At 65.7% G+C, this 22417-nt stretch carries 23 protein-coding genes; 8 read left to right on the top strand and 15 right to left on the bottom strand.

Annotated features, from left to right (window positions below; genetic code table 11):
• Positions 1-790 precede the first annotated feature (790 nt).
• The 4 genes from ABD250_RS15465 to pcaD all read right to left on the bottom strand — a co-directional run bounded on the left by ABD250_RS15465 (position 791) and on the right by pcaD (position 4941).
• Positions 791-1721 (bottom strand): IS5 family transposase gene (locus ABD250_RS15465; protein ID WP_422110543.1). Its coding sequence is split into 2 segments (ribosomal slippage): positions 791-1327 and positions 1329-1721, totalling 930 coding nucleotides; the frame shifts between segments, so codons are not numbered across the junction.
• A 356-nt stretch (positions 1722-2077) separates the two neighbouring features.
• Positions 2078-3289, bottom strand: coding sequence for an acetyl-CoA C-acetyltransferase (locus tag ABD250_RS15460; protein WP_344393171.1), 1212 nt, complete (start codon positions 3287-3289; stop codon positions 2078-2080).
• Between the two features lie 39 nt (positions 3290-3328).
• Complete coding sequence (locus ABD250_RS15455) at positions 3329-4141, bottom strand: IclR family transcriptional regulator domain-containing protein (protein ID WP_182659246.1); 813 nt, start codon at positions 4139-4141, stop codon at positions 3329-3331.
• Positions 4142-4149: 8 nt separating this feature from the next.
• Positions 4150-4941 (bottom strand): 3-oxoadipate enol-lactonase, encoded by a 792-nt coding sequence (pcaD, locus tag ABD250_RS15450; protein ID WP_344393169.1) that lies wholly within the window; start codon positions 4939-4941, stop codon positions 4150-4152.
• Positions 4942-5069: 128 nt separating this feature from the next.
• On the opposite strand from pcaD, the gene ABD250_RS15445 reads away from it, so the two are divergent.
• Positions 5070-5840, top strand: a complete 771-nt coding sequence (locus ABD250_RS15445) for a CoA transferase subunit A (RefSeq protein ID WP_344393168.1) — start codon at positions 5070-5072, stop codon at positions 5838-5840.
• Positions 5837-6466, top strand: a complete 630-nt coding sequence (locus tag ABD250_RS15440) for a 3-oxoacid CoA-transferase subunit B (RefSeq protein WP_344393167.1) — start codon at positions 5837-5839, stop codon at positions 6464-6466. Before ABD250_RS15445 ends, ABD250_RS15440 begins: the two co-directional genes overlap by 4 nt.
• A gap of 144 nt (positions 6467-6610) precedes the next feature.
• Here ABD250_RS15440 and ABD250_RS15435 read toward each other — a convergent pair whose 3' ends face one another.
• The 3 genes from ABD250_RS15435 to ABD250_RS15425 all read right to left on the bottom strand — a co-directional run bounded on the left by ABD250_RS15435 (position 6611) and on the right by ABD250_RS15425 (position 8561).
• Complete coding sequence (locus tag ABD250_RS15435) at positions 6611-6862, bottom strand: helix-turn-helix domain-containing protein (protein WP_182659199.1); 252 nt, start codon at positions 6860-6862, stop codon at positions 6611-6613.
• Between the two features lie 276 nt (positions 6863-7138).
• Complete coding sequence (locus tag ABD250_RS15430) at positions 7139-7627, bottom strand: PDDEXK nuclease domain-containing protein (protein ID WP_338404229.1); 489 nt, start codon at positions 7625-7627, stop codon at positions 7139-7141.
• Positions 7628-7853: 226 nt separating this feature from the next.
• Positions 7854-8561, bottom strand: coding sequence for a DUF3800 domain-containing protein (locus ABD250_RS15425; protein WP_344393164.1), 708 nt, complete (start codon positions 8559-8561; stop codon positions 7854-7856).
• 238 nt (positions 8562-8799) lie between these two features.
• Here ABD250_RS15425 and ABD250_RS15420 point away from each other — a divergent pair, with 238 nt between their 5' ends.
• Both ABD250_RS15420 and ABD250_RS15415 read left to right on the top strand, forming a co-directional pair.
• Positions 8800-9360, top strand: a complete 561-nt coding sequence (locus ABD250_RS15420; protein WP_344393162.1) for a DNA-binding protein — start codon at positions 8800-8802, stop codon at positions 9358-9360.
• 141 nt (positions 9361-9501) lie between these two features.
• Entirely contained in the window at positions 9502-9825 is a 324-nt protein-coding gene (locus ABD250_RS15415; RefSeq protein ID WP_182657752.1) for a hypothetical protein, read from the top strand.
• 76 nt (positions 9826-9901) lie between these two features.
• Here the strand turns inward: ABD250_RS15415 and ABD250_RS15410 are convergent, their stop codons facing one another.
• Complete coding sequence (locus ABD250_RS15410; protein WP_182657751.1) at positions 9902-10474, bottom strand: hypothetical protein; 573 nt, start codon at positions 10472-10474, stop codon at positions 9902-9904.
• Positions 10458-10766 (bottom strand): hypothetical protein, encoded by a 309-nt coding sequence (locus ABD250_RS15405; protein ID WP_182657750.1) that lies wholly within the window; start codon positions 10764-10766, stop codon positions 10458-10460. The genes ABD250_RS15410 and ABD250_RS15405 overlap by 17 nt, the downstream gene beginning before the upstream one ends.
• A gap of 311 nt (positions 10767-11077) precedes the next feature.
• On the opposite strand from ABD250_RS15405, the gene mobF reads away from it, so the two are divergent.
• Positions 11078-14602: a MobF family relaxase gene (gene mobF / locus ABD250_RS15400; RefSeq protein WP_241730448.1), complete on the top strand. Its 3525-nt coding sequence runs from the start codon at positions 11078-11080 to the stop codon at positions 14600-14602.
• A gap of 148 nt (positions 14603-14750) precedes the next feature.
• On the opposite strand, the gene ABD250_RS15395 is transcribed toward mobF, so the two are convergent.
• On the bottom strand, positions 14751-15002 hold the full coding sequence (locus ABD250_RS15395) for a hypothetical protein (protein WP_344393158.1): 252 nt from the start codon (positions 15000-15002) through the stop codon (positions 14751-14753).
• A gap of 237 nt (positions 15003-15239) precedes the next feature.
• On the opposite strand from ABD250_RS15395, the gene ABD250_RS15390 reads away from it, so the two are divergent.
• On the top strand, positions 15240-15479 hold the full coding sequence (locus ABD250_RS15390) for a helix-turn-helix domain-containing protein (protein ID WP_182657748.1): 240 nt from the start codon (positions 15240-15242) through the stop codon (positions 15477-15479).
• Positions 15480-15735: 256 nt separating this feature from the next.
• On the opposite strand, the gene ABD250_RS15385 is transcribed toward ABD250_RS15390, so the two are convergent.
• The 3 genes from ABD250_RS15385 to ABD250_RS15375 all read right to left on the bottom strand — a co-directional run bounded on the left by ABD250_RS15385 (position 15736) and on the right by ABD250_RS15375 (position 19439).
• Complete coding sequence (locus ABD250_RS15385) at positions 15736-17058, bottom strand: hypothetical protein (protein WP_182657747.1); 1323 nt, start codon at positions 17056-17058, stop codon at positions 15736-15738.
• Between the two features lie 822 nt (positions 17059-17880).
• Positions 17881-18042, bottom strand: a complete 162-nt coding sequence (locus ABD250_RS15380) for a toxin-antitoxin system HicB family antitoxin (protein WP_182657746.1) — start codon at positions 18040-18042, stop codon at positions 17881-17883.
• 614 nt (positions 18043-18656) lie between these two features.
• The gene (locus ABD250_RS15375) at positions 18657-19439 is read right to left on the bottom strand and encodes a ParA family protein (RefSeq protein ID WP_068427649.1); all 783 of its coding nucleotides are present in this window, start codon (positions 19437-19439) and stop codon (positions 18657-18659) included.
• Positions 19440-19746: 307 nt separating this feature from the next.
• Here ABD250_RS15375 and ABD250_RS15370 point away from each other — a divergent pair, with 307 nt between their 5' ends.
• Complete coding sequence (locus ABD250_RS15370) at positions 19747-20121, top strand: hypothetical protein (protein WP_241730447.1); 375 nt, start codon at positions 19747-19749, stop codon at positions 20119-20121.
• A 241-nt stretch (positions 20122-20362) separates the two neighbouring features.
• Here the strand turns inward: ABD250_RS15370 and ABD250_RS15365 are convergent, their stop codons facing one another.
• Positions 20363-20761: a nuclear transport factor 2 family protein gene (locus tag ABD250_RS15365; protein WP_182657745.1), complete on the bottom strand. Its 399-nt coding sequence runs from the start codon at positions 20759-20761 to the stop codon at positions 20363-20365.
• On the bottom strand, positions 20754-21362 hold the full coding sequence (locus ABD250_RS15360) for a maleylpyruvate isomerase family mycothiol-dependent enzyme (protein ID WP_182657744.1): 609 nt from the start codon (positions 21360-21362) through the stop codon (positions 20754-20756). Before ABD250_RS15360 ends, ABD250_RS15365 begins: the two co-directional genes overlap by 8 nt.
• Positions 21363-21465: 103 nt before the next feature.
• Between ABD250_RS15360 and ABD250_RS15355 the strand changes: the two genes are divergently transcribed.
• The gene (locus ABD250_RS15355) at positions 21466-22110 is read left to right on the top strand and encodes a winged helix-turn-helix transcriptional regulator (protein WP_194306738.1); all 645 of its coding nucleotides are present in this window, start codon (positions 21466-21468) and stop codon (positions 22108-22110) included.
• Positions 22111-22417 lie beyond the last annotated feature (307 nt).

The raw sequence follows: 22417 nt of genomic DNA, 5'->3' as shown, positions 1-22417 counted from the left end.
CCTGCTTCGACATCTCGCACCGTCCAAAAATGGTTCGCGCTATGTGCGAAAGTATCGCGCTTTATGCGAATCTCGACAAGAGGTCGCTGGTGGCAGCGTTGCCCGCCGTTCCGCCATTGGCCAGCGGTCAAGGCGCAGCAAGGGTCGGAGCGGCAATCTGGCACCTGAGGGTGTGCAGGTCACGTGGGGTGTCGGGCAGTGCGGGAAAGGGGAAGTTCGGGCAGGTGCCGAGTTCGCAGGATCTACAACTCGGCACCCTTTACTTTACATAACGTGTGGTTACTGGTTCGGGCTCGGAAGCCCGTCGCGCGCCGCGTGCTGGAGGAGTCATCGCCGGCTGGGCATGTGTCAGCGGCCGTGTCAGCGGCCGTGTCAGCGGCCGTGTCAGCGGCCGTGTCAGCGGCCGTGTCAGCGGCCGTGTCAGCGGCCGTGTCAGCGGCCTACTTGGGTCGTGCTTCACGCGACTCGCTGGTGCGACACGCTTGCGAGACGCCCGGCCCGGGGTGGAGCGTTGATTGGGCCGAGCCTAGGTGTGTCGCAGCAGAGGATCGTCAAACGAGATGCTGGCAGTATCGTTCCCACCGAGAAGTGGGGTGCCTCTCCAGAATGGGCGAGCAAGACCCTTCGGATGGCGGGCGGCGTATCTGGTGAGTGCCGCGTCCTTAAGCAGCGGACCTCGGGGAGGGCGGTGAGTGGTCGTTGTGGCTTGTCATGTTCCGAAGCACTTCATGGCCAACAGCCGGCTCGTGATCGACACCAAGGGCTCCAGGAGGAGAATCATGGTGTTTATCTAGGGTGTGTCTCCCAATCGGCGTAGCCAGGTGAGAATTGCACAGAGGGTGACGGCGGCGCGGTAGGTGATCGCGAGTTTGTCGTAGCGGGTGGCCAGTGCTCGCCATTGCTTAGCCAGAGCGAAGGAACGCTCGACGACGTTTCGGTTTTTGTAGAGGCCAGTGTCGAGTTTTGGGGGTCGGCCACCGCGGCTGCCGCGGCGTTCGCGAGCGGCGATGGTGTCGCTTTTCTCCGGGATGACAGCGGCGATACCGCGACTGCGGAGCTGGCGGCGGATCGTGCCGGACGAGTAGGCCTTGTCTGCGATCACCGCGTCGGGGCGGGTGCGGGGTCGGCCCTTGCCGTGGCGTGGGACGTGGATGTCGGCCAGGACTTCGGCCAGCATCGCGCCGTCGTTTCGTTGCCCACCGGTGATCACGTTCGCCAGCGGTCGGCCGCGGCCGTCGACGGCACTGTGAATCTTGGTGGTCAGCCCTCCTCGCGAGCGGCCGATGCCGTGACCTGCGGGTTCACAGTCCCGGAAGGGCCGGTTCTTGTGATTCGACCCTGCCCCCTGTGTCCTGCTCAGGGCGCGTTGTATTTGTGCTGTGCTGATGAGCGCGGCAGATGGTGGCGTCGACCGAGACGTTCCAGTCGATCTTTCCGGCCGCGTCGGCATCGGCCAGGATCACGTGCAGGATGCGATCCCAGGTCCCGTCCCGGGCGTAGCGGGCGTGACGCTTCCACACGGTCTGCCACGCACCGAACTCCTCGCGGGGTAGGTCCCGCCAGGGAATACCTGCTCGGTAGCGGTAGATGATCCCCTCGACGACCTTGCGATTGTCGCGAAACGGATGCCCCTGCCGCCCTTCATTGGAGGGCAGCAGGGGCTCTATCCGCTCCCACTGCTCGTCGGTGAACTGGCGAAATCGTGACTTCGTCTGTCCCATACGGCCACGGTCTCGCGGGTCACCGCTCAGCTATGGTCAAGCCCCTGGTAGTGGTGTAACTGGTTTTTGATCCTTCGTTGGTGATCAGGCGGGTAGTTGCATCAGTTCATCGGTGCTCACCTCCGTGGTCGAGCTGGTGCCGGTGTCGGTGGTCAGGCCAGGGCCAGGCATTCCCGCCCCAGCAGAGGCTCGAACAACCCGCGGTGGGCGCCACGAACCTTTCGCCGAACCCAGAAATCTCAAGCCCCACCCTCCGCGCGACGGCCAACCGGACCCTCACGCACACCGGGCGTGCCAGGATCGCAGCTTGTTCAGCAGTCTCCTAGGTGGACGCTTTCTGCGCGGTGGTCTCAGGCTCAGACTCGTTCGAACACGGCGGCCAGGCCTTGACCGCCTCCGATGCACATCGTCTCCAGGCCCCACTGGACGTCGCGGCGCACCATCTCGTGCGAGAGGGTGGCGAGCATCCGGGCGCCGGTCGCCCCGACGGGGTGTCCGAGCGAGATCCCGGAGCCGTGTGGGTTGAGATGCGGTGAGGCGGGGTCGATGTCCCACTCCCGCATGACGGACAGGGCCTGGGCCGCGAACGCCTCGTTGAGTTCGATCACGCCCATGTCCTCGAGGGTCAGCCCCAGACGGTCGAGCGCCTTGGCGGTGGCGGGGACGGGGCCGATCCCCATGGTCTCCGGAGCGACCCCCGCGACCGCCCACGAGGCCAGGCGCACGAGTGGCGTCAGCCCGAGGGTGGCCGCCCTGTCTGCGGTGGTGACGACGCACATCGCGGCGCCGTCGTTCTGCCCGGAGGCGTTGCCGGCGGTGACGGTGGCCTCGGGGTCGGTGCGGCCCATGATCGCCCGGAGGCCGGAGAGGGCCTCGACAGTGGTGTCCGCGCGCGGGTGCTCGTCGGTGTCGACGACGAGGCCGGGACCCCTGCGCTGCGGGACGGTGACGGGAACGATCTCCTCGGCGAACACCCCGGACTCCTGGGCGGCCACGGCGCGTTGGTGGGACCGCTCGGCGAGCTGGTCCTGCTCCTCCCGGGTGATGCTGTACTCGCGGCGGAGGTTCTCGGCGGTCTCGATCATCCCGCCGTCGATCACGTGGGAGCGGCCGCCCACCGTGGTGCGGGCGCGGCCGAGGCGGTCGACCAGCGAGACGCCGTCGCCCTTGATGCCCCAGCGGGGTGAGGGGGTGGCGTAGAACTCGACCTGGCTCATCGATTCGACACCGCCGGCCACCACGACGTCCACGCCGCCGGAGGCCACCTGGAGCGCGCCGGTGATGACGGCCTGCAGGCCGGATCCGCAGCGGCGGTCCAGCTGCATGCCGGGCACGTCGATGCCGAGCGGGGAGTCGAGCGCGGCGATCCGGCCGATGGCCGGGCCCTCGCCGCCGGGGGAGCCCTGGCCGAGGATCACGTCGTCGACGTCGGCCCCGGTCAGCCCGGTGCGCTCGACGAGCGCGGTGAGCAGGGTGGTGGCCAGGGTGCTCGCGTCGAGATCGCGGAACACGCCGCCGAAGCGGCCGACCGGGGTGCGCAGAGGCTGGCAGATCACGACGTCACGCATGGGTTCTCCTGGAGAAGGTGGTGGTTGGGGGCCGGAGGGTCATCGGTTGACGGTCGCCAGGTCGGCGGACAGCGCCCGGGCGGAGTCCACGATGACGGGGACGAGTTCGTCCCGGAGTTGCTGCGTCGAGTACCGGGCGGCGTGGGTGGAGACGTTGAGTGCGGCCACCACCCGCCCGTCGCGGTCGCGGACAGGGGCGGCCAGCGAGCGCAGCCCGGGCTCGAGCTCCTGGTCGACCAGCGCCCACCCGCGGTCGGCGATCTCCGCCAGTTCGGCGCGCAGCCCGGATTCGTCGCTGATCCCGTGCGGTGTGAGCACCCGCAGATCGGTCGCGGACAGGTAGGAGTCCAGGTCCTCGGGGGGCAGGGCGGCCAGCAGGACCCGGCCCATCGAGGTGGCGAAGGCGGGGAACCGGGTGCCGATGGTGATGCCGATGCTCATGATCCGGCGCACCTGGACGCGGCCGACGTAGACGATGTCGTGACCGTCGAGAACGGCGATCGACGACGACTCGTCGAGGCGGGCACTGAGCCGTTCGAGATGTGGTTGTGCCAGGTCGGTCAGTGGCATGGCCGACAGATAGCTGTAGCCGAGGTCGAGTACGCGCGGGGTGAGCCAGAACGCCGATCCGGCGGTGTCCACGTAGCCGAGCTCCACCAGCGTGTGGAGGAACCGGCGGGCCGTCGCTCGCGTGAGTCCGGTGGCCCGGGCGACCTCGCTGAGGGTCTGCCGCGGGTGGCCGGCGTCAAAGGCGGTGATGACGGCGAGGCCGCGTGCGAGGGACTGGACATAATCGGGGGAGGCGGATCGTTCGGATGCTGTCCCGGGTTCGGTCTCGGCGGGCTCCGGCACGTCCGCGGTCACGCGGGGTCCGGTGCGTGGGCCCGGGTCAGGTGGGTGCGCAGGACCTCGCAGACGCGTTCGGGCATCTCCACTGTGGGTACGTGGGCGGCGGGGGACAACGTCACGAAGTGGGCTCCGGGTACGCCGTCGGCGATCTCGCGGACCACCTCGGGCGCGGTGGAGGGGTCCTCGTCGCCGGCCACCACGAGGGTGGGGCAGGAGATCCTCCGCAGGTCTGCCCGCCCGTCCCAGCCCGACAGGGCGTCGCAGGCCGCGGCGTACCCCTCCGTGCTGGTGGCCACGATCATCTCTCGCAGACCGGTCACGAGGTCGGGATCGGCCTCGGCACGGGCGGGGGTGATCCACCGCGCGACTACCGCATCGGCGACCGCCTCGGTGCCGCCGCCGCGGACGGCCGCCGCACGCTCGGCCCACGCCGAGGGCTCCCCAAACTTCGCGGCCGTGCACAGCAGCGCCACGGAGCGCACCCGAGCGGGCTCGTGGACCGCGAGCCACTGCGCGATCGCGCCCCCCAAAGAGAGTCCGGCCACGTGGAAGCGGTCCACGCCGAGGGAGTCGAGCAGTGCGAGGACGTCGCCCGCGAGGTCGGCGATCGTGCAGGAGCCCGGAACGACCTCGGAACCCCCGTGGCCGCGGTGGTCGATCGCGACGACCGTGTGGTCCCGGGCCAGATCGCGGACCTGGTGGTCCCACATCGAGCGGTTCGACCCGAGTGATCCGAGGAGTACGACGACGGGGGCGGCCGTCGACTCCGGTCCGCTGACCTCGTACGACAGGGTGGCGGGCATGGCGTCAGTCCTTTCCTGGGGGCGCTGCCGGGTCCGGCCCGGCCCGGGCGTCGTGACCCACGATACGCGCGGATCGTGCGTGATGCGAACTGTTGTGTATCTAGCGAACACGGCCTACGGTGTCTGACATGACCAACAAGATCTTTTCCTCGGCCGCCGAGGCGGTCGCGGACATCCCGGACGGCGCGTCCCTGGCCGTGGGCGGCTTCGGGCTGGTCGGCATCCCCGCCGTCCTGATCGACGCGCTCCTCGACCAGGGTGCGACCGACCTGAGCACCGTGAGCAACAACTGTGGGACGGACGGCTTCGGACTGGGCAAACTGCTCGAGTCGCGCCGCATCTGCCGGACCACCGCCTCCTACGTGGGGGCCAACAAGGAGTTCGCCCGGCAGTACCTGAGCGGAGAGCTCGAGGTGGAGCTGACACCACAGGGCACCCTGGCCGAGCGGATGCGGTCCGGCGGTGCGGGCATCCCCGCCTTCTACACCCCGGCCGGCGTCGGCACGATGGTGGCCGACGGTGGACTCCCGCTGCGCTACGACGGGGACGGGGGAGTGGCCATGGCCTCCGAACCCAAGGAGGTGCGCGAGTTCGACGGCGTGCCGTACGTCCTGGAGCGCTCGATCGTCACCGACTTCGCACTCGTCCACGCGCACCGTGCGGACACCGCGGGGAACCTGCAGTTCCGCGGCACCGCCCGGAACTTCAACCCGGACGTCGCCATGGCCGGCCGGGTCACGATCGTCCAGGCCGAGGAGATCGTCCCGGCGGGCCGGATCGATCCGGCCGACGTCCACCTGCCCGGCATCTTTGTCCAGCGCATCGTCGAGGTCGGACGGCAGGAGACGGGCGTGGAGATCAGGAAACTCAGCAACGGCAACGGGGAGGACCGGTCATGAGCTGGACGCACGAGCAGATGGCCGCCCGGATCGCCGCGGACTTCGCTGATGGACAGTACGTCAACCTCGGGATCGGGATGCCGACCCTCATCCCCGACTTCGTCCCCGACGGCGTCGAGGTGACTCTTCACTCGGAGAACGGCATCCTCGGAGTGGGCCGGTACCCGACGCCGGAGCAGCTCGACCCGGAGATGATCAACGCTGGCAAGGAAACCATCACCGCAGCTGCCGGGGCGGCGTTCTTCTCTTCGTCGGAGTCCTTCGCCATGATCCGGGGCGGCCACGTCGACGTGGCGGTGCTGGGCGCGATGCAGGTCTCGCAGGTCGGCGACCTGTCCAACTGGATGATCCCCGGCGCCATGGTCAAAGGCATGGGAGGCGCGATGGACCTGGTCCACGGCGCCAACCGGGTGATCGTGATGATGGACCACGTCACCCGTAAAGGGGAGGTCAAGCTGATGGCCGAGAACTCCCTGCCGTACACCGGCCGCCGGTGTGTTCAGCGTGTCGTCACCGATCTGTGCGTTCTGGACATCGGACCCGAAGGGTTCCGGCTCGTCGAGTCGGCGCCGGGCGTCACGATCGGGGAGATCCGGGCCAAGACGGGCGCCGAGGTCCACACCTAACCGGTCATCAACAAGCACGCCCCGGGTGACGTTCGTGTAGTGGTCGTGGGCACCCAAGCCAACACGAGTAGCCTTCCCACTTGTCCGCTGCCGGGGCTGATGCACGTTTAGGTGACGCGAAGGCCCCTCCGTCATCAACGTCACCTATCCGTTCACCAGGCTCTCTTTCTCGGCGGTGGTAAGAAGGTCGGTGGCATCGAGGTAGGCGGTATCGCGTAGGGCTGCCTCGAGAACTTGGACGTAGGGAAGGCGCAGTTCGGTAGCCATGTCGTCGAGCGTCGTTCGGGCCGGCAGGCCGCGCAGGCCGCGGGTGCGCCACAGGTGCAGATTCTGGCGAGTGATCCCGATACGGCGGGCCAGCTCGGCCTCACCGACGCCGAAGCGCTGGTTCGGCACCTGTTCACGCGCAGGTCACGCGGCCTGTCGGGCACTACGGGCGAGGGGCAGTTCGGGGAGGGTCGAGTTCGCACAATTTACAACTCGGCATCGTTAGCTTTACAGAATATAAGTTATCGGCGTTCACATCATGGCTGGTCGAGCCCCGTTTTGGGGGCACAGTGTGTTCCAACGTTATTTTATGAGTGGTCCTCGACGTCCCCGGTGATTTGGGCTAAGGCTGCGGTTAGGTCATCCCCGCTGGGGAGTGCCTCCTGCTCTGCGGTGGGTAAGGCCTCATAGCTGAAGGTTGAGACGGCCAGGGGCGCGCCGGCCGGGTTCAGCGCGTAGCGGACGACACGATCGGCAGACCAGGCTCCCGACGGTCGGGGCATGTGCGGTACGGCGCAGGCGATCCTCGACGAGGGCGACGTAGAACTGCAGCTGTCCGGCGTGTTCGGGCTTGAACTTGCCGGTCTCGAGTTCGATGACTACATACCGCAATTGCTCGACGTGGAAGAACAGCAGGTCAGCATAGAATTCCTCGCCACCGACGTCGAAGTGGACCTGCTTTCCCGCGAAGGCGAATCCTGGGCCGAGCTCCCGCAACGTGTCGACGATCCGGTCGGTCAGAGACTCCTCGAGTCCCCGTTCGGCGACCTCGCCGGACAGATCCAGAAAATCAAGGATCAGCGGGTCCTTGGCGATCTGTTGGGCGAGCTCGGAATCGTGCGCAACAAGCTGTTGCGCGATTGGCTCCGCGGTCCAGGAGCCGGCGATGCTCACCTGAACTGCCAGGGGAGAATGGAGGTAGGCTCCGACAGGCGTAGCGCACGGCCGGGTTCGGTGAGTTGAGGCGGCTTTCGCTGAGCGTTAGGGCGTGCGGGATCACCTGGTGAGTCTCGTCGGGGTCTGGTGTGGATCGGGTGTGGCGCGGTAGTCTGGGGGCACAACGGGCCGGATACCGGAACGTTGCCTGCCGAGGGCTCCCGCGAGGGGGCCCTCGTTTTATTTAGGGCTCCCAGGTGCGTTGCCGGTGGGTGTTTTGGTAGATCAGGTGGGCGAGTTTGTCGGTGACTGCTTGAGCTCGGGGGTGCTGATTGTGCACCGCCTGGGCTCGGCGGTGGATGTAGACGGCCATGTCGACGGCCTGTAGGCCGGGGGTGTGGCGTGAGTCGGCGAAGTTGATGGGCGCGGAGATGTGCTGAAGTCGGCTTGGCCGGTATCCGCCGGTGCCGAAGTCTTGGTAGGCGCTGAACTGGTCCTGGTGTTGGGCGCTGGTGGCGATCTCGTCGGCGATGACGATCGACTGCTCTCCGGCGCCGTGTTGGGCAGTGTAAGTGTCGATCTGCTCGAGCAGGTGGCGGAACACTACGGTGTGGGGCTGTTGCGGGTACCGATATCGGGCGTTGAGGCGTCTGACGTCCACCCCTTCGAAGAGGTACCGCACGCCCGCGTGTTGTGCTGCCCGTAGGACGGCACTGTAGAGGCCAGCTGCTTCGCGGTGTTTGCCGCGAAGGTTGGCCCACTGTCCTGCGCCGCCCATGATCTCGTGTCCATGGAACTCGGCCGTGGGATCGGTGCCGTGTTTCGTGGCGGTTCGCTCGGCGATCTGGGTGTAGAGCTGGTGGAGTTGCTCCCATTGGTCGTAGTCGGCGATTGCTGCCCCGATGTAATAGAGGTCCTGGTCGTAGGACTCGTCGACATAGGCGATCAGCACGTAGTCCATTGTCTCACTCGGGCGCGACAGGCTTGTGTGGCGCGGGCCGCGGTGGCCCGGGACCCGCCTTGTTCTTCGTTGGTTGGCAGGGGTGCTCCGACGGCGAGGTTCCGGCCGGTTTGCTGCGCACTGGCGCGACGGGGATGCTTCGGTTCGGCGCCTGCGGTAACGTTGGTAACAGGTCGCGTTACCGGTTACCGGTTACCGGTTACCGAATGTTGAATCTGGAGGGGTTGCCATGTCGTCGTCGGAGAAGATCGCTCACGCCTATGGGGTGCTCGTCGCGCGGGGAGACAAGGTCACCGTGCGGGCGGTGCAGAAACAGGCGGGGGTGCGGATCGGCGAGGTGGCGGCATGGATGCGCGAGCACGCCGCGGGCGCGTCGGGTGAGGTGCCGGAGGCCCCGGATTTGTCGGAGCCGATGTCGGCGATGGTGGCGGCGGTGTGGGCGGCGGCGTGGAAGCGCGCTGCCGAGCAGGCAGACGAGGCCACCGCGGTGGCGCTCGATGCTGCCCGCGCCGGCGAGGCCGACGCTCTCGCCGCGGCGGAGGCAGCCACGGCGCAGCGAGCCGACGCCGATACGGCCAGGGGTGAGGCGGTCCGGGACGCCGAGCAGCTGCGCGCCGAGCTGGCCCAGGTTCGCCAGCAGCTCGATGAGACGCAGCGTGAGTCAGAGCAGGCGCGAGCCCTGGCGGAGGAGGCCGACCGTGCCCGGGTGCGGGCCGAGGCCACCTCGGACACCTTGCGTGAACTGTTGGACGCGTTTCGTTCCTCCGGGCAGGCCGCCGATGACAAGTAGCGATCCGCACCGTGGTGGCCTTGTCGTGTCGGGCCGGGCGAGCACACTGACAAAGCAGGACAGGCACTGACCAAGTGGCTCGGACCTCCGCCGGTTGAGTTCGGGATGTAACGGGACGAACGCCAACACGGGAGGGGTGTCATGTGGGACGTGCAGACCGCGGTACAGGCCGTGGCGGTGGTCGCTGTGGCCTCGCTTCTGGTGCCGCCGTTGGCACGCGGCATCGGGGGAATCTGCGCGGTGATCGGGTTCTGTGGTGCGGCGCAGTCGAGCTCCTGGGCGCCGACGGTGATGGCGTTGGGGCTGGTGGCATGGTTCGTCGGGCACTGGTCGTTCGCGGTGCGTATCGATGTGCATTACCGGTCGCGTCTGGCACGTGTGGTGATCGATAGGACGCTGCTGCGGTGGACGATTCCGCGTTACTGGCAGTTGCGCCGCCAAAGACGCATGGCGGCCGCCCGCTGACACTTCCCACCCGCCCGATACAGCTATGGCCCCACCTCTTTGGTGGGGCCATAGCTGTAGGTGTTTGGAGACGATTCTAGAACAGTGGGGGCTCGTCTAGCGGCGCGGTGTTGCCGCAAGCTTGGGCGTAGGCCTTGGGGTTCCAGCCGCCGGCGACCGCGTCGCGGACGGCGAGGGAGCGGGCGTGCCGGTCGTGGCGTTCGGTGGTGTTGCGGATGATGCCGGTGCGTCCGCAGGCGACCGCGTACAGCAGGTTCGCCGATTGGGTTGAGGCGATGAGATGGTCCGGGTCTACGCGCACGCACAAGGGTTCGTTGCAGCGGTGCTCACCGATCGCCTCGGCGGTCAGTTGGCCGGCGACTAGGAGCGCGAAGCGGTGCGCGTACTCGGTTCTGCTGACGCCGCCTTGTCGCCAGGTGATCCGTCCGTACCCGTCGGAGATGGCGCCGGTCCAGATGTGACACCCACTGCCCGGGGCGCGCACGACACGTGAGCCAAACGCGGCAATCGCCGCCTCGGTCGGAGGCAGTGATGAGTCGTACGGCCTGGACCGCCTCGCGGCAGGCCGGGGCCGGGGGCAGGCGTCCATTCCCGGCAGCGGGATGTCCTCGAACCACCGGCCCGAGGAAGGCTCAGGGCTGCTGCTCACCGTTGGTGTCCGCCGAGGTCTGATCCGCCGCTGGCGTGTCACCGCTGTCGGCATCGTTGACCGTGTCGTCGGTGTCGGTGGTGTTGTCCTTGGCGGCGCGGATCGCCGCCCCGACCTCGCGGGCAGACAGTCCGGTCATCTCCGCCAGATCGGCCTGCACCACACCCAGGTCCCGAAGCTCAACCAGCGCATCGCCGAGGGCGACCTGCGCGTCATCGCGGGCGTCGATCGCCGAGAACACCGCGACCAACTTGGCCTCGCGCTTGCGAGCCCGCTCCAGCTCGTCGGCCATCGCCTGACGAGCCCTCGCGCGTGCGGTCTGTGAACGTGAATCAGTCTTGGTAGCCGCCATGTAATCGACCCTATTGCCCCACCCATCGTGCCGCAATGCCCAACCACCATGCCGCCGTCATCGTCGCGCCGTCCTGGTCCCCGATCGCCGCACCGCATCTAGCACCGGCCGTGCTAGATCATCCTCGCTGTCGCTCGCCACATACTTCCACACACAGTAGGCACTATTAGTGAGATCGGGAAGGCACTGGTCACGGCGTCGCGCGACGCGACGCGTAGACGCCGCCTTTCAACACGCCTACGCTGTAGCGCATGATGACCCTCCGAGCGGTACATGCAGGTACTGGATACCAGTACCTGCTGCGCTCGGTGGCCACCAACGACGCCGACCCCGAGGGCAAGTCCTTGTCGGACTACTACGCGGCGAAAGGCACCCCGCCTGGGCGCTGGATCGGCTCCGGCCTCACCGGTCTGAACTCTGAGGCAACCACGTCCGGGGCCACCGTCACGGAATCGCAGATGGCTGCGCTCTACGGCGAAGGTTTGCACCCGGACACCGACGAGAAGATGCTCGCCGGAACATCACTGTCTGACTGCAAACTCGGACGATCCTTCCCGGTCTTCACCGGAACCTCCGAGGTTCTGGCCGCACTATCTGCTGCCGAGAAGCAGTTCCTGTCAACCGAGAAAAGGCGACCCACTGTGCAGGAGCGGGCGCAGCTGGCCGAGCAGATAGGTCGCCCGTTCTACACCGAGAAGTTCGGCTACGAACACGCCTCCGGCAAAGACATCGTTGCCTGGATCAACCGTGAACGCGACCAGGTAAAGCAAGCAGTCGCCGGGTTCGACTTCACCTTCTCTCCGGTGAAAAGTGTCAGCGTTCTGTGGGCACTGGCAGACGAACAGACGTCCGCGAGAGTGGCGGCACTGCACCACGAAGCCGTGGCCGAGGCACTGTCCTGGGCAGAGGACAACGCCATCTACACCCGCGTCGGTGTCAAAGGAATCCAGCAGGTCAAAACCCGGGGACTCATCGCCTCGGAGTTCACCCATTTTGATACCCGAGGAGGCGACCCGGACCTGCACTCCCACGTCCTAGTCGCCAACAAAGTGCAAGGCCCCGACGGACGATGGTTGAGCCTGGATTCACGGGCAATCCACCAGATGCACCAAGCGATCTCGGCCCGCTACGATGCGATCCTGCACGACAAGCTCACCCGCCAGATGGGTGTCGAGTTCGAGGCCCACTACCCACACCGGGATAAGGCTCCGATCTGGGAAATCGCCGGGATTGACCGCCGACTCATCGACGCATTCTCATCCCGCCGCACCCTCGCCAGACCTGTTTACGACCGCCTAGTTGCCGAGTTTGTCGACACCCACGGGCGCCAACCTTCGCAACGTGCTGCCTACGCTCTGTGGCAGAAGGCGATCCTGGACACTCGTGACGCCAAGAAGCCCGCGCAGTCCCTTGACGAACTCCGCAACGCGTGGCGACAGTCCGCTCAAGAGCGCGTGGGAGCCGAAGCAGTCGAGGCCATCACCGAGCGCGTGACCGCCTCCGATACCGAAACAGAGCGACCGGTATTTGACGTCCAGGAGCACAGCCAGCTGGTGGCTCGGCAGGCCATCTCACGGGTGACCCAGATGCGTGCACAGTTCCGCGCCTCACACGTGGACACCGCCGTATCCACCGCACTCAAGGGCTACCGCTTTACCACCGACGAGGAGCTGAATCGAGCCCACGCCGCTGTGCTGGAGTACGCCATGGAAAGCATTGCGGTGCCCCTGACACCACCGGAACCACTGACTCTGCCGGCGCAGTTGATGACTGAGCAAGACAGGGGAATTGACCGGCACGCCAACAGCGAAAAGTTCACCACCGACGCCGTCCTCGACGCCGAAACCGCTGTCCTTGACGCTGCCCAAACCCCGGTCGCAGTGTTCGCCACCGACGCCGCACTTGATGCTGCCGAGCAGGCCCACCTCGCGGCCACCGGGTGGAGCCTGAACCCCGGCCAGCACGCTCTGGCACAGCACCTGCTCACCGTCGGAACACTCGTGGCCGCAGGGGTCGGGCCGGCCGGCACCGGCAAGACCGCCTCGATGAAGATCGTGGCCGATACCTGGCAAGAAACAGGACGGAAGGCGATCGGGCTGGCTCCCTCTGCCGCCGCCGCCAGCGTGCTGTCAGAAGACATCCACGCCCCCGCCCACACCATCGACTCACTGACCTTCACCTGGCGAGGACTCCACCCCAACCAGCCCGGACAAACCCTGTCGGCACTGCCGGTACAGATCAACCCCGGCGACATGCTCCTGGTCGATGAAGCCGGAATGGCCAGCACCGAGAACCTCGCCGCACTGACCGAGATCGCCGCCGAATCCGGGGCAGTCGTGCGACTGATCGGCGACCCGTACCAGCTGTCCGCGGTCAACTCCGGCGGCATCTTCGCGGAAGTGTGCCGCACCCCCGGCACCGTAGAGCTCGACCAGGTCATGCGCATGGGAGCAGACACCCAGCAAGCAGAAGCAACACTGGGGCTTCGTGTCGGCGACACCGATGCCCTCGAGCTATACCAAGGCCGCGACTGGATCAGTGGTGGACACCGAGAGTCCATGCTCACCGACGCCGTGCAGGCCTACCTCGCCGACCGCGACGCCGGCCGCAAGTCACTGATCATCGCCTCCCGCAACGACGACGTCGACACCCTCAACGAAGTCATCCGCGCACAACGCATCGCAGAAGGCCTCGTCGACGACACCCGCACCACCACCGTCTCCCGCTCAGACACCGTCGGCGTCGGAGACACCGTCATCGCCCGCAAGAACTCGAAGCTCTACACCACAGACAGCAAATACCTCGGGCGGGTCATCAACGGCCAACTCTTCACCGTCACCGACCTCGCCGACGACGGCACACTCGCCGTACGCGACATCAACACCGGCCAGGACATGCTCATCCCCGCCGACTACGCCGGCACCAACATGCACCTGGGCTACGCGGCCACCATCCACCGCGCCCAAGGCTCCACCGTGGATACCACCCACGCCGTCATCGACACTTCCGTCGATCGGGCCGGCCTGTACGTCGCCATGACCCGAGGCAAGAAAGAAAACCGCGTCTACACGGTCTGCGAACCCGACCTCGACCTCTCCGCCGAAGACGGACACATGCACTCCGCCGGCGACCGCCCCGCACCAACCGCCCAAGAAGTGCTGTCCACGGTCCTGGCCCGCGACACCCGCCACACCTCGGCCATCGAAACCCTGCGGCAGGAATACACCGACGCCACCGACCCCGCACGCCTCGAACAGCTCTACCGGCACGGCGCAGAACTCGCCGCCAGAACCTTCACCGCAGACACCCTGCCCGAGTACATCGACGCTCTCCCGCGGGCTTACGCCCACCAGATTGATGCTGATCCCGAGCTGCGCACCGAGATTGCGCACGCCTGGACCGAAGCGGCACTGGCAGGCCTGGACCCCCGAGAAATGTGGGCCCAGGCCACCGACACCCTCGACACCGCGAAATCCGCTGGCGCAGTCATCGCCCACCGAATCCGACACGTGACCCGCGAGGTCGGTGAGAAGCTCGAACTGCCCATTCCCCCACCAGAAACCACCACCGGTGACCCGGAACTGGCCACGTGGCTGACCGACACTCGCCACACGCTCACCACCGCGCCGGCCGAGTCTCCTGCCGCCACCGTGAGCGACTTCACCACGTCCTACCTCGCCCACCGAGCCGCCGAACGAGAGCACGGCCCGGACACCCACACGGCAAGCCCATCGGCGTGGGGGCCTGTCACCGACTCCTCCCCCGACCTGTGGTGACAGCCCTGTTGTGAGCCGGCGGCCATCTGAGATGTCAGGCAGCAGTGGCGGCCCATTGGTGGGGTCGGCCAGTACGTCAGGGGCGGGAATGGGCTGCGCTGGCCGCGGCAATCAGCCTCTCGGTACGGTGCGAGCATCTCGCCAAGGGTTAGGCGTGGCCAGATTCTTTGAATAGATGGGTGCGCGAGGTGGCGTCCCAGGTCAACATTCCCAGCTCGTGCAGCACCTTCAGGGACGCCAGCACGTCGCTAGCACTGGCTTGGTCATCGCCAACGAGATCGAGCGGCGTGATCGAGTGCGCGGCTCCGTCAACATCACGCAGATGCAGCGGGTGCGACAGCAGCATCTCCAGCAGCACCTCCTCAGTCAGGGACGGCACCACCTTTTGGATCGTTGCCACGACCTCGGACATCTGCCAGGCCGGGTACGGCAACGGCAAGTACAGCGCTTGAGACGGCGCTACCGTCGACGTTGTCGACGCTCGGGGGTCCACCCGGTTTCGGGACCGAGTGTTCTTGGTCTTTCTGCCTTTCGATTTAGGCATGTGCTCCCTTGGTGGTGGTTATCGTAATCAACAACCACTAGATGCTACTCATAGTCTGTAGACCGATAGTGTTCATCGGGTGAATGTGAAGGCATGCTTTGCGATGCCGACCTGCTCACCCAGTTCGGCACCCGTGTCCGCACCGCACGCGCAGGTACCGGACTGTCACAAGAGGCGTTGGCGGAAGCGTGCGGTCTACACCGCACCTACGTTGGCTCGGTCGAACGCGGTGAACGCAACGTCGGACTGCTGAACCTGCTCAGCCTTGCCGCCGCGCTGCGCGTCGATCCCGCCCACCTAGTAGAAGGCCTGCACCGCCCGCCTGCTCCCTGACCACACGTGCGTTGGCGCGCGTTCAGGCGACTTTGCTGGCAGTGGTGATCAGTTCCCACCGGACCGACACCGCCACCTCCGATCCGGCCGAAGCTCCAGCCGGCACCGACTACGCCCCTAGCGTCTTCGCTGTGTTGTTCCTTGGCCACCGAGCCGCAGAACACCAACACGACACCCACACCGCGGAACAGGAACCCATCGTCTTCTCCCCTGCCCTGTGGTGAGCGTCCCTCTAAGCCACGACCTCTGGCCAGGATCAGGCTGCGGCGCTCGACCACTGGTGAGGGGCGGCCAGCACATCTGGGGCGGGCAGGGCAGCACGGGCCGCGGCAACCAGCTCCCACCAGCTTGCCGGGTCAGCCTCCCGATGCCGGTCTTGAGCAGCCATTGCGGCCCCCCACGTGGTTGCTTCCACCGGCGGGCCGGTGGCTGTTGCTCCGTAGGCCAGCGCAATGTCGACCGGGTGGACCTGCTCGGCCTCACCGGGAGTTGGGAAGTGGCCCCACTCCCCTAGCGCGTCGGATTGATCTTGCTGGTAGCGGGTGGTGAACCACCACACAAATACCGCCGACTGCAACCGGTACAACCGCATCCGATCTGCATGCGCTCCCGTCACCCCAGCTAGCGCCGCTGCCCGGGCTAACCGGGAGCGGCCCTGGTAGACGCGCCCGTTCGAGGTGCACAAGCCGTACGCCTGGAGTGCGCCAAGCTTGCTGCGCACCGTTGCCGCGCAGATCCCAAGACGAGCGGCGATCTGCCGCACCGGCAGGCGCTGCGTGCGCAGCAGATCCCACACCCGCAAGCCGAGCACCCCTAGCGAACGGGCATGCCAGATGTCCGCGCGGGCGGATTCCAGCTCTGCTCGCAGCCGCTGCTCAAGGGCTGGGGAAAATACTGCGCCACTTCTTGTCTCCCCGCCCCCGTGCGCTACCAGCCTCCAGGTCGCGGCCCACGGGCCCACCGCCCGCTGGGTGCGCCGGATCCAGCCGCGGTCGGTCAGGTCTTTAAGCCGGTCTGCGACGGTGTCTCGGGCCAGGCCCGCTGCCAAGGCCCAATCTCTTTCGGAGAAATGGACTTCTTCAGTGGCGGCATCGAGGGTGCGGGCGGCTAGGGCGAGCAGGACCAGGCGTGCCTGGGACCCGGTTTTTCCCTGCCACTGCTGCGGTTTGCTGTCCATTCGGGTTAACAGGTCTGCGACGGTCTGTTCCACGGTGTGCCGGGCTGGGCTGGTGGTGCAGGTGGCGGGGCCGGTGTAGCTGGCCGCGGTGACGGCTTTGGTCCACTGACGTGCGAGCTCCTGCTCGGCGTCCAGGCGCGGGGTCCGGCCGACTGCTGTGCGGTGGGTGCGCAGGAACTCCAGACCCGGCCACTGCGCCGTGAATGCTGCCTCGGCGAGGTCTCGGTGTTGCATACGGGCATGTGCGCAGGCCAGCAGGATGGACCACCCAATCGCTGAGGCATCTGTGCCGGCAGCGATCGGGGTGTCGGCGAGAGCGCGAATCCTGGCGGCGAGCGGTCGGCGTGGGCCGGCCAGGTACGGACGCCCCTGGATATCAACATGCACCGGCCGGGTCGTCACCTGCGGATGCGGCCCTGAAATGGGACTCGGACGCGTGTCGAGGTGTTCGGTAACCCGATGTAAGGCTCGAAGAGATGCGGGGCGAATGTCGGTGCTACTGAGAGGGACCGAGGCTCCGCCGGAGCGGTGGGGCGAGCCAGGAGCGCGAACGCAGCCGGTGCGAGGGTTTGCCAGAGGTCCGCGGTCAAGTGAAGGCCAGGCGGCGGCGAATGCGTCCACTAGTGGTGCGAGCCGGGCCGGTGAGATCGCGGCACTGAGGCGGATCCACACGTGGTATCCCCCACCGGGCCCGGATGAGCACACCAGATGTTCGACCCCGGTGGCGCTCAAAGCGGAGGTGCAGTTGGCGAGGTCTGCGGTGGCGGTTGAGCCGGCGTGATGGGCGTCAAAGTCCAGAGCAAGCAGGCGAAAGCGGCCGGCGTCATCGGTCAAATGCAGCGCATATGGCACATCCGGGCCGGGGGCGCCGTCGGTGAAGCGTCGAGTTGTCGAGAAGGTGTGCGCTTTGCGTGGATCGACACGCACATACGGGCGCGGACTCCACGCACTCGCCACTGATTCCCACCACGTGTTGGCCTGATGGGATGCGGTTTTTCTGGTATCAGAATAGGACACGCCGTCCGGAACGAGTGGACCGTCCGGAAGGTATGACCTACCCTGAGAGGTGCCTGGAAGCACAGCTCTCCTAAATGGTGAGCAACCCCGAGTTCGAGCGCCAACTCAAACTCTTGACTTTCGATCCCGGTCCACCGGTCAGTGGGCCGGGATCAGTCATTTTGCGGATTGCATGATCTTTAGTTGTCAGTCACAGATCTGACTACTTCACGCTGGGATCGCCTCCTGGTCGTCAAAATTCGACACGGCTTCGGGCATGCCGAGGTGTGTCGCAGCGACTTCGGCTACATACTGGTTCATGGAGATGCCACGTGCTTTGGCTTCACGTCGAAGCGCGTCGTAAACATCCGAAGGTACGCGGACCGTCATGCGTGTCCGCTCCCCTAGGGCTGGTCTGCCCGGCCCAGAACGTGTGGTCGCCATGACGTCAAAATTCGCATGCCTGACGTCAGAAATGGGTGCGACACGCTCACGACGTCAAAAATGACGGTAGATAGTGCGTGGGACGGCAGGCTGAAGTTCAGGAGTCAGTCGATCGTGGGTCGGCGGCCCGCCATCCTCGCTTGAAACTCGAGTTTGGCATTGGTCTGAGAGCATCGACCAGAACCAGCGCCATTCGGAGGGCGCTAGTGGGCGCCGGCGCCCGATCCGATGCTGCTCAAGACTGTTGATTCCTGATCAGCAGTCTCGAGACTCCAAGTACTCGACGATTGCGATGTCGGTGATAGATGCGATGCTTATAGAGCGGTCGCCTGTCTCGTAGCGAAGCTTGTCGACAGCGCGGAGTAGCCGCGCTTTCGTTGATGGGCGCAGCCGGACATTGTGCTGCTCCGTCAGTCGCTCCTCCCCTCGCCCAGCTGGCTGGGTTGGCTGTGGGGAGGGAAGCGGCACGGCAGCGGCCGGTGTGGTGGCCGGGGTAGGCCGCTCTGGCAAGTCTGCTGCGGGGTGGGCAGCTCGTCGGATTGCGGGTTCACGCTGGACGCTCATGCTGCGTTTCCTTCGAATTCGATCGCCAGCTCGGAAAGTAGATCTGTGTAAGCCACCTGGAGAGCCAATGCCTTGCCGCCAGTAAACTTGTGGATCGGCGTGTGAGTGCTATGTGCGTCCTGTCGGGCGGTAAGTTCCGGAATGGCGGTCTTCGCGACCAGTTCTCCGTAAGTGCTACGCAACTCGCGTTCGCGGAATTGGTGCTCCCCGGTGGCCCGTTTACGGCTAAGGACGATTTTTTCCATTACGAGCCGGGGGTTCGGTCGTCTCTGAACATTGCGGATCGTTTCCTGAAGGTTCTCGATCCCCCGGACGCTGTCGATGGTCGGCTCGGTCACAGCAATGACCCCGTCGACTGCGCACAGCACGGCAAAGAGCAACTTCCCCAGTGACGGTGGACAATCGAAGAGGACCGCGTCGTAGGGCGAGAGGTCGAGCCCCTCGAATGCGATGTCGAGGCGGAAGATCAAATCGTTGGCGCCGTCTGATTCGATGTTGGCTAGTGCTTCGTTGGACGGGATGAGGTCAACCCTGTCCCATGGAGTTGCGATGACGGCGTCGGCCGCAGATCCCGAAGCTGTTCGGTTCATGAGGTCGAACGTGGTCATCATGCCGTCCGTGATTTCGACACCGAGTCCCGTGGTGGAGTTCCCTTGGGGATCGACGTCCACAATCAGAACGTTGCGCCCTTGAGCGCTCAGCGCACTAGCCAGCCCGAGCGTCGTTGCAGTTTTGCCGACGCCGCCCTTCTGATTACAGAGCGCTAACTTTCGGATCATGTACGTTCCTCTCGAAGTGGATGCCAGCCAGAGGTAGCCGCTAGTTTGGCTGGCCATGTATGTGCACTGAGGTACTCGTTGGTAGCTAGTGCTGCATCTCTAGCTACGTTACCTCTCATAGTTATCTGTGCAACGGAAACTCGCAAAGCGCACGTAACTATACGTGCCAGGCTAGCTAGCAGTGCTAGCAATGCGCGCATTGCTACAGTAGCTAACTGCGGCTCGACTGACAGTCCTCCACCACGGCGAAGGCCACGGAAATGCGCATACCAGCACTAACCGCGATTGATTGGGTCTGGTGTCATTGATGATGGCGGTTGCCGGCAGCGTGATGGTGGGGGTGTGGACGTTCGCCGTGTTGATGGTCGTGCTGGTCAGAGCTGCCGTCCCGCCTCGGCACGCCGCGCAGAATCGCGAGGGCTTCTCGTGGTTCTGGGTGTTCTTCCCGATGGCGGTGCTCTTGGTGGCCGGGTCGCTCCACATGTGGCTACCGGGGATCAGTGCGGCCAGTGCCTGGACGATGTACATGTCGCTGGCGGACCGGGGCAGCGGCCTACAGTTTTTGAGTGATGAGCAGCTGTGGCAGCTCCAAGCTTTTCTGCTGGGGCGGTGGATCCTGCCAGTCGCCGCGCTAGTCCTGGTGGGACTGTCAGTGTGGTCGTGGCGCCGCGGACACATCTGAGTAGCGACCTAGTGACGCCGTGGGGGAGTGAGACGGGGTGCGGATTGTCGGAACGCGTCTTATCGGCACTCGGGAAGGTGGACTTATCGATCGCGGAAGAGTCAGTCGTGGTTTTCTGCTGCGGCCGCAGCAGGTTCGTCACCACGGAGCGAGACGAGGATTAGGCCGGGCGTCTCCGATGCCGAGATGTTGGCGTGTTAGGGCATGAGGTGATGTCACTATTTTCGGGCAACCGGGCCAGTTATGTCCGCCTGTATTGATAGGTGCGGATTTCGCGAACTTTCTCCTTCTTGCCTGCAGAGGTGAAGGTGGCGTGGTGGGCGAAGTGCACCACGGTGCCGTCTTCGAGGGTTGCGGTTCCATCGCAGGCGGCTTCCTTGCCGTGGCTAAGTAGTCCGTGCACCACCAGGCGGGTCATCGGCCCGGGGGCGCGGAACGAACGAAGGGTGGCCGCAGTCCCGTGACACGGGGTGTCAGAGGATGAGCCGACGAGCGTATGGCTGACATCGTCGGCCAGCCACGAGGCGAGTGTCGAGTCGTCTCCCTGTGCCCAGGCGAGAAGGATCTGGGCTGTGATCGCCGTGCGTGGCGAGTTGCCGCAGTGCTCGAGCCCGGTAACGGACATGCTGCCCTCAGTCATCGAACTGCCCTGCATCTACGGTGCGACGGTTGGATATGGCAAGTAGGAGATCCTTCGAGGCAAGCTCGAGAGGGGCTCCGTGGCCGATGGAGAAGTCAGTGTCGGAGGCAACGAGAGTCCGGTCCAGGGCCACTCCAAAGTGAGCCAACGCCCGCTCGCCTCCGTGCCGCAGGACTAAGCCGATTCGTTCGGGCGGAGGGGCCGGCAATCCCAGCGGCTCGGTGATGTCGAGGCCGTGAATCACATCGTGGCTAAGCGCAGCGTCGTCACCGCCGCCGGGGGGATGCCAGACGGTGGTGATGTTGTCGGCGAGGAATCGAAGCAAGTGGGAACTGTCGTGCTCGGCCGTATCCCGGCGGGCGGCTGCATTGGCGAAGCGGTCGAATGAGAACCGCGCTCTGGCCAGTCCCGACAGCATCGCAAGCGGTGTGGTGCGGTACGGCATTGTCATGTGAGCCACTACCTCCCGGACCCGCCACCCTTCGCACAAGGAGCGCGCGTCCCATCCGGACTCGGGCAGTTCTTCCAGTAGTCCGACCAGCCGGGATCGCTCGGCGAACGCTTCCCTGTCGAGGGGGGTGGGGTCTGGCTGTCTGAACACGGAGTTACCTTTCCGGTCCGGGCTTTTGCGGCAAGGGATCGATTGGTAGTTATTTGCTACTATTCGGTCTTGGTTCGACTTTGTCAAGGGGAGGGGAGGCGTGATGGGCCGCACGTACGGTCAATTTTGTGGCTTGGCCAGGGCGGCGGAGGTTCTCGGTGAGCGTTGGACGCTTCTGGTTCTTCGCGACCTGTCAGTTGGCCCGGCGAGGTTCACCGACCTCCGGGCGGGCCTTCCGGGGATCGCCGCGACCATGCTCACCTCGCGCCTGCGTGACTTAGAGGAGGCAGGCGTCGTTGTGCGGTCGCGTCAGGGAAAGTCGGTCACCTACGACCTCACCGACCTGGGCCGGGCCGCAATGCCTGCGCTCAGGGCAATGAGCTTGTGGGGCGCCTCGACTATGGCGACTCCCCGTGTCGGGGAGATCGTCACGGATCGTTCGCTCGCTGCCATGATGATGACGACGAGGACAGACGCCCCACTGGATCCGTTCGTGGTCGAGGTCAGAGCTGGCGAAGCCATTGCACACGCCGAGGTCACGACGTTCGGCGTCGAGACCGGTGTGGGGCCTGCACGGGTCCCGGACTGCGTGTTCTCCGGTCCCGGGCTGAGGGCCGCGTTGGCGGACCCTTCCTCGCTCAGCGACCTCGTTGCCGAGGGGCTGGTCGAGTTCTCGGGGGAGCGGGTATTCCTCGAGCGATTCGCTGCTGCGTTTTGCGCACCGTTGACGAGTCCGATGCTGCACTGAAGTGCAGACACGGCGACAGGTTTCGAGGTGGAGCGAAGCGATACCGCCCGAGCACGCGGATCAATCACACGCAGTGGCGAAGAGTGCAAAGCTACCTTCGGAATGCAAGACGCTTGCCGAACTGCACTGCCGCTGAACAGCAAACATGACGGAATCTCACATTATCGGCGCCTCCAAAGCGAGAGCCTGTGAGCGCTTCGCTGTAGGAGAAGTCATAGTCCGAACTAGATGGGCAGTGAGTGAATATTCGTCTCACTGGGGGCCAGGGCTATTGCCTCTGGGGGCCACCGGCTGTTTGCGCGAATAT

The sequence above is a fragment of the Dietzia cercidiphylli genome (genome assembly GCF_039531545.1).
GTDB classification, from domain to species: Bacteria; Actinomycetota; Actinomycetes; order Mycobacteriales; family Mycobacteriaceae; genus Dietzia; species Dietzia natronolimnaea.
Note: the sequence above shows the minus strand (reverse complement) of the source record. Positions and strands in the feature narration are given on the sequence as shown.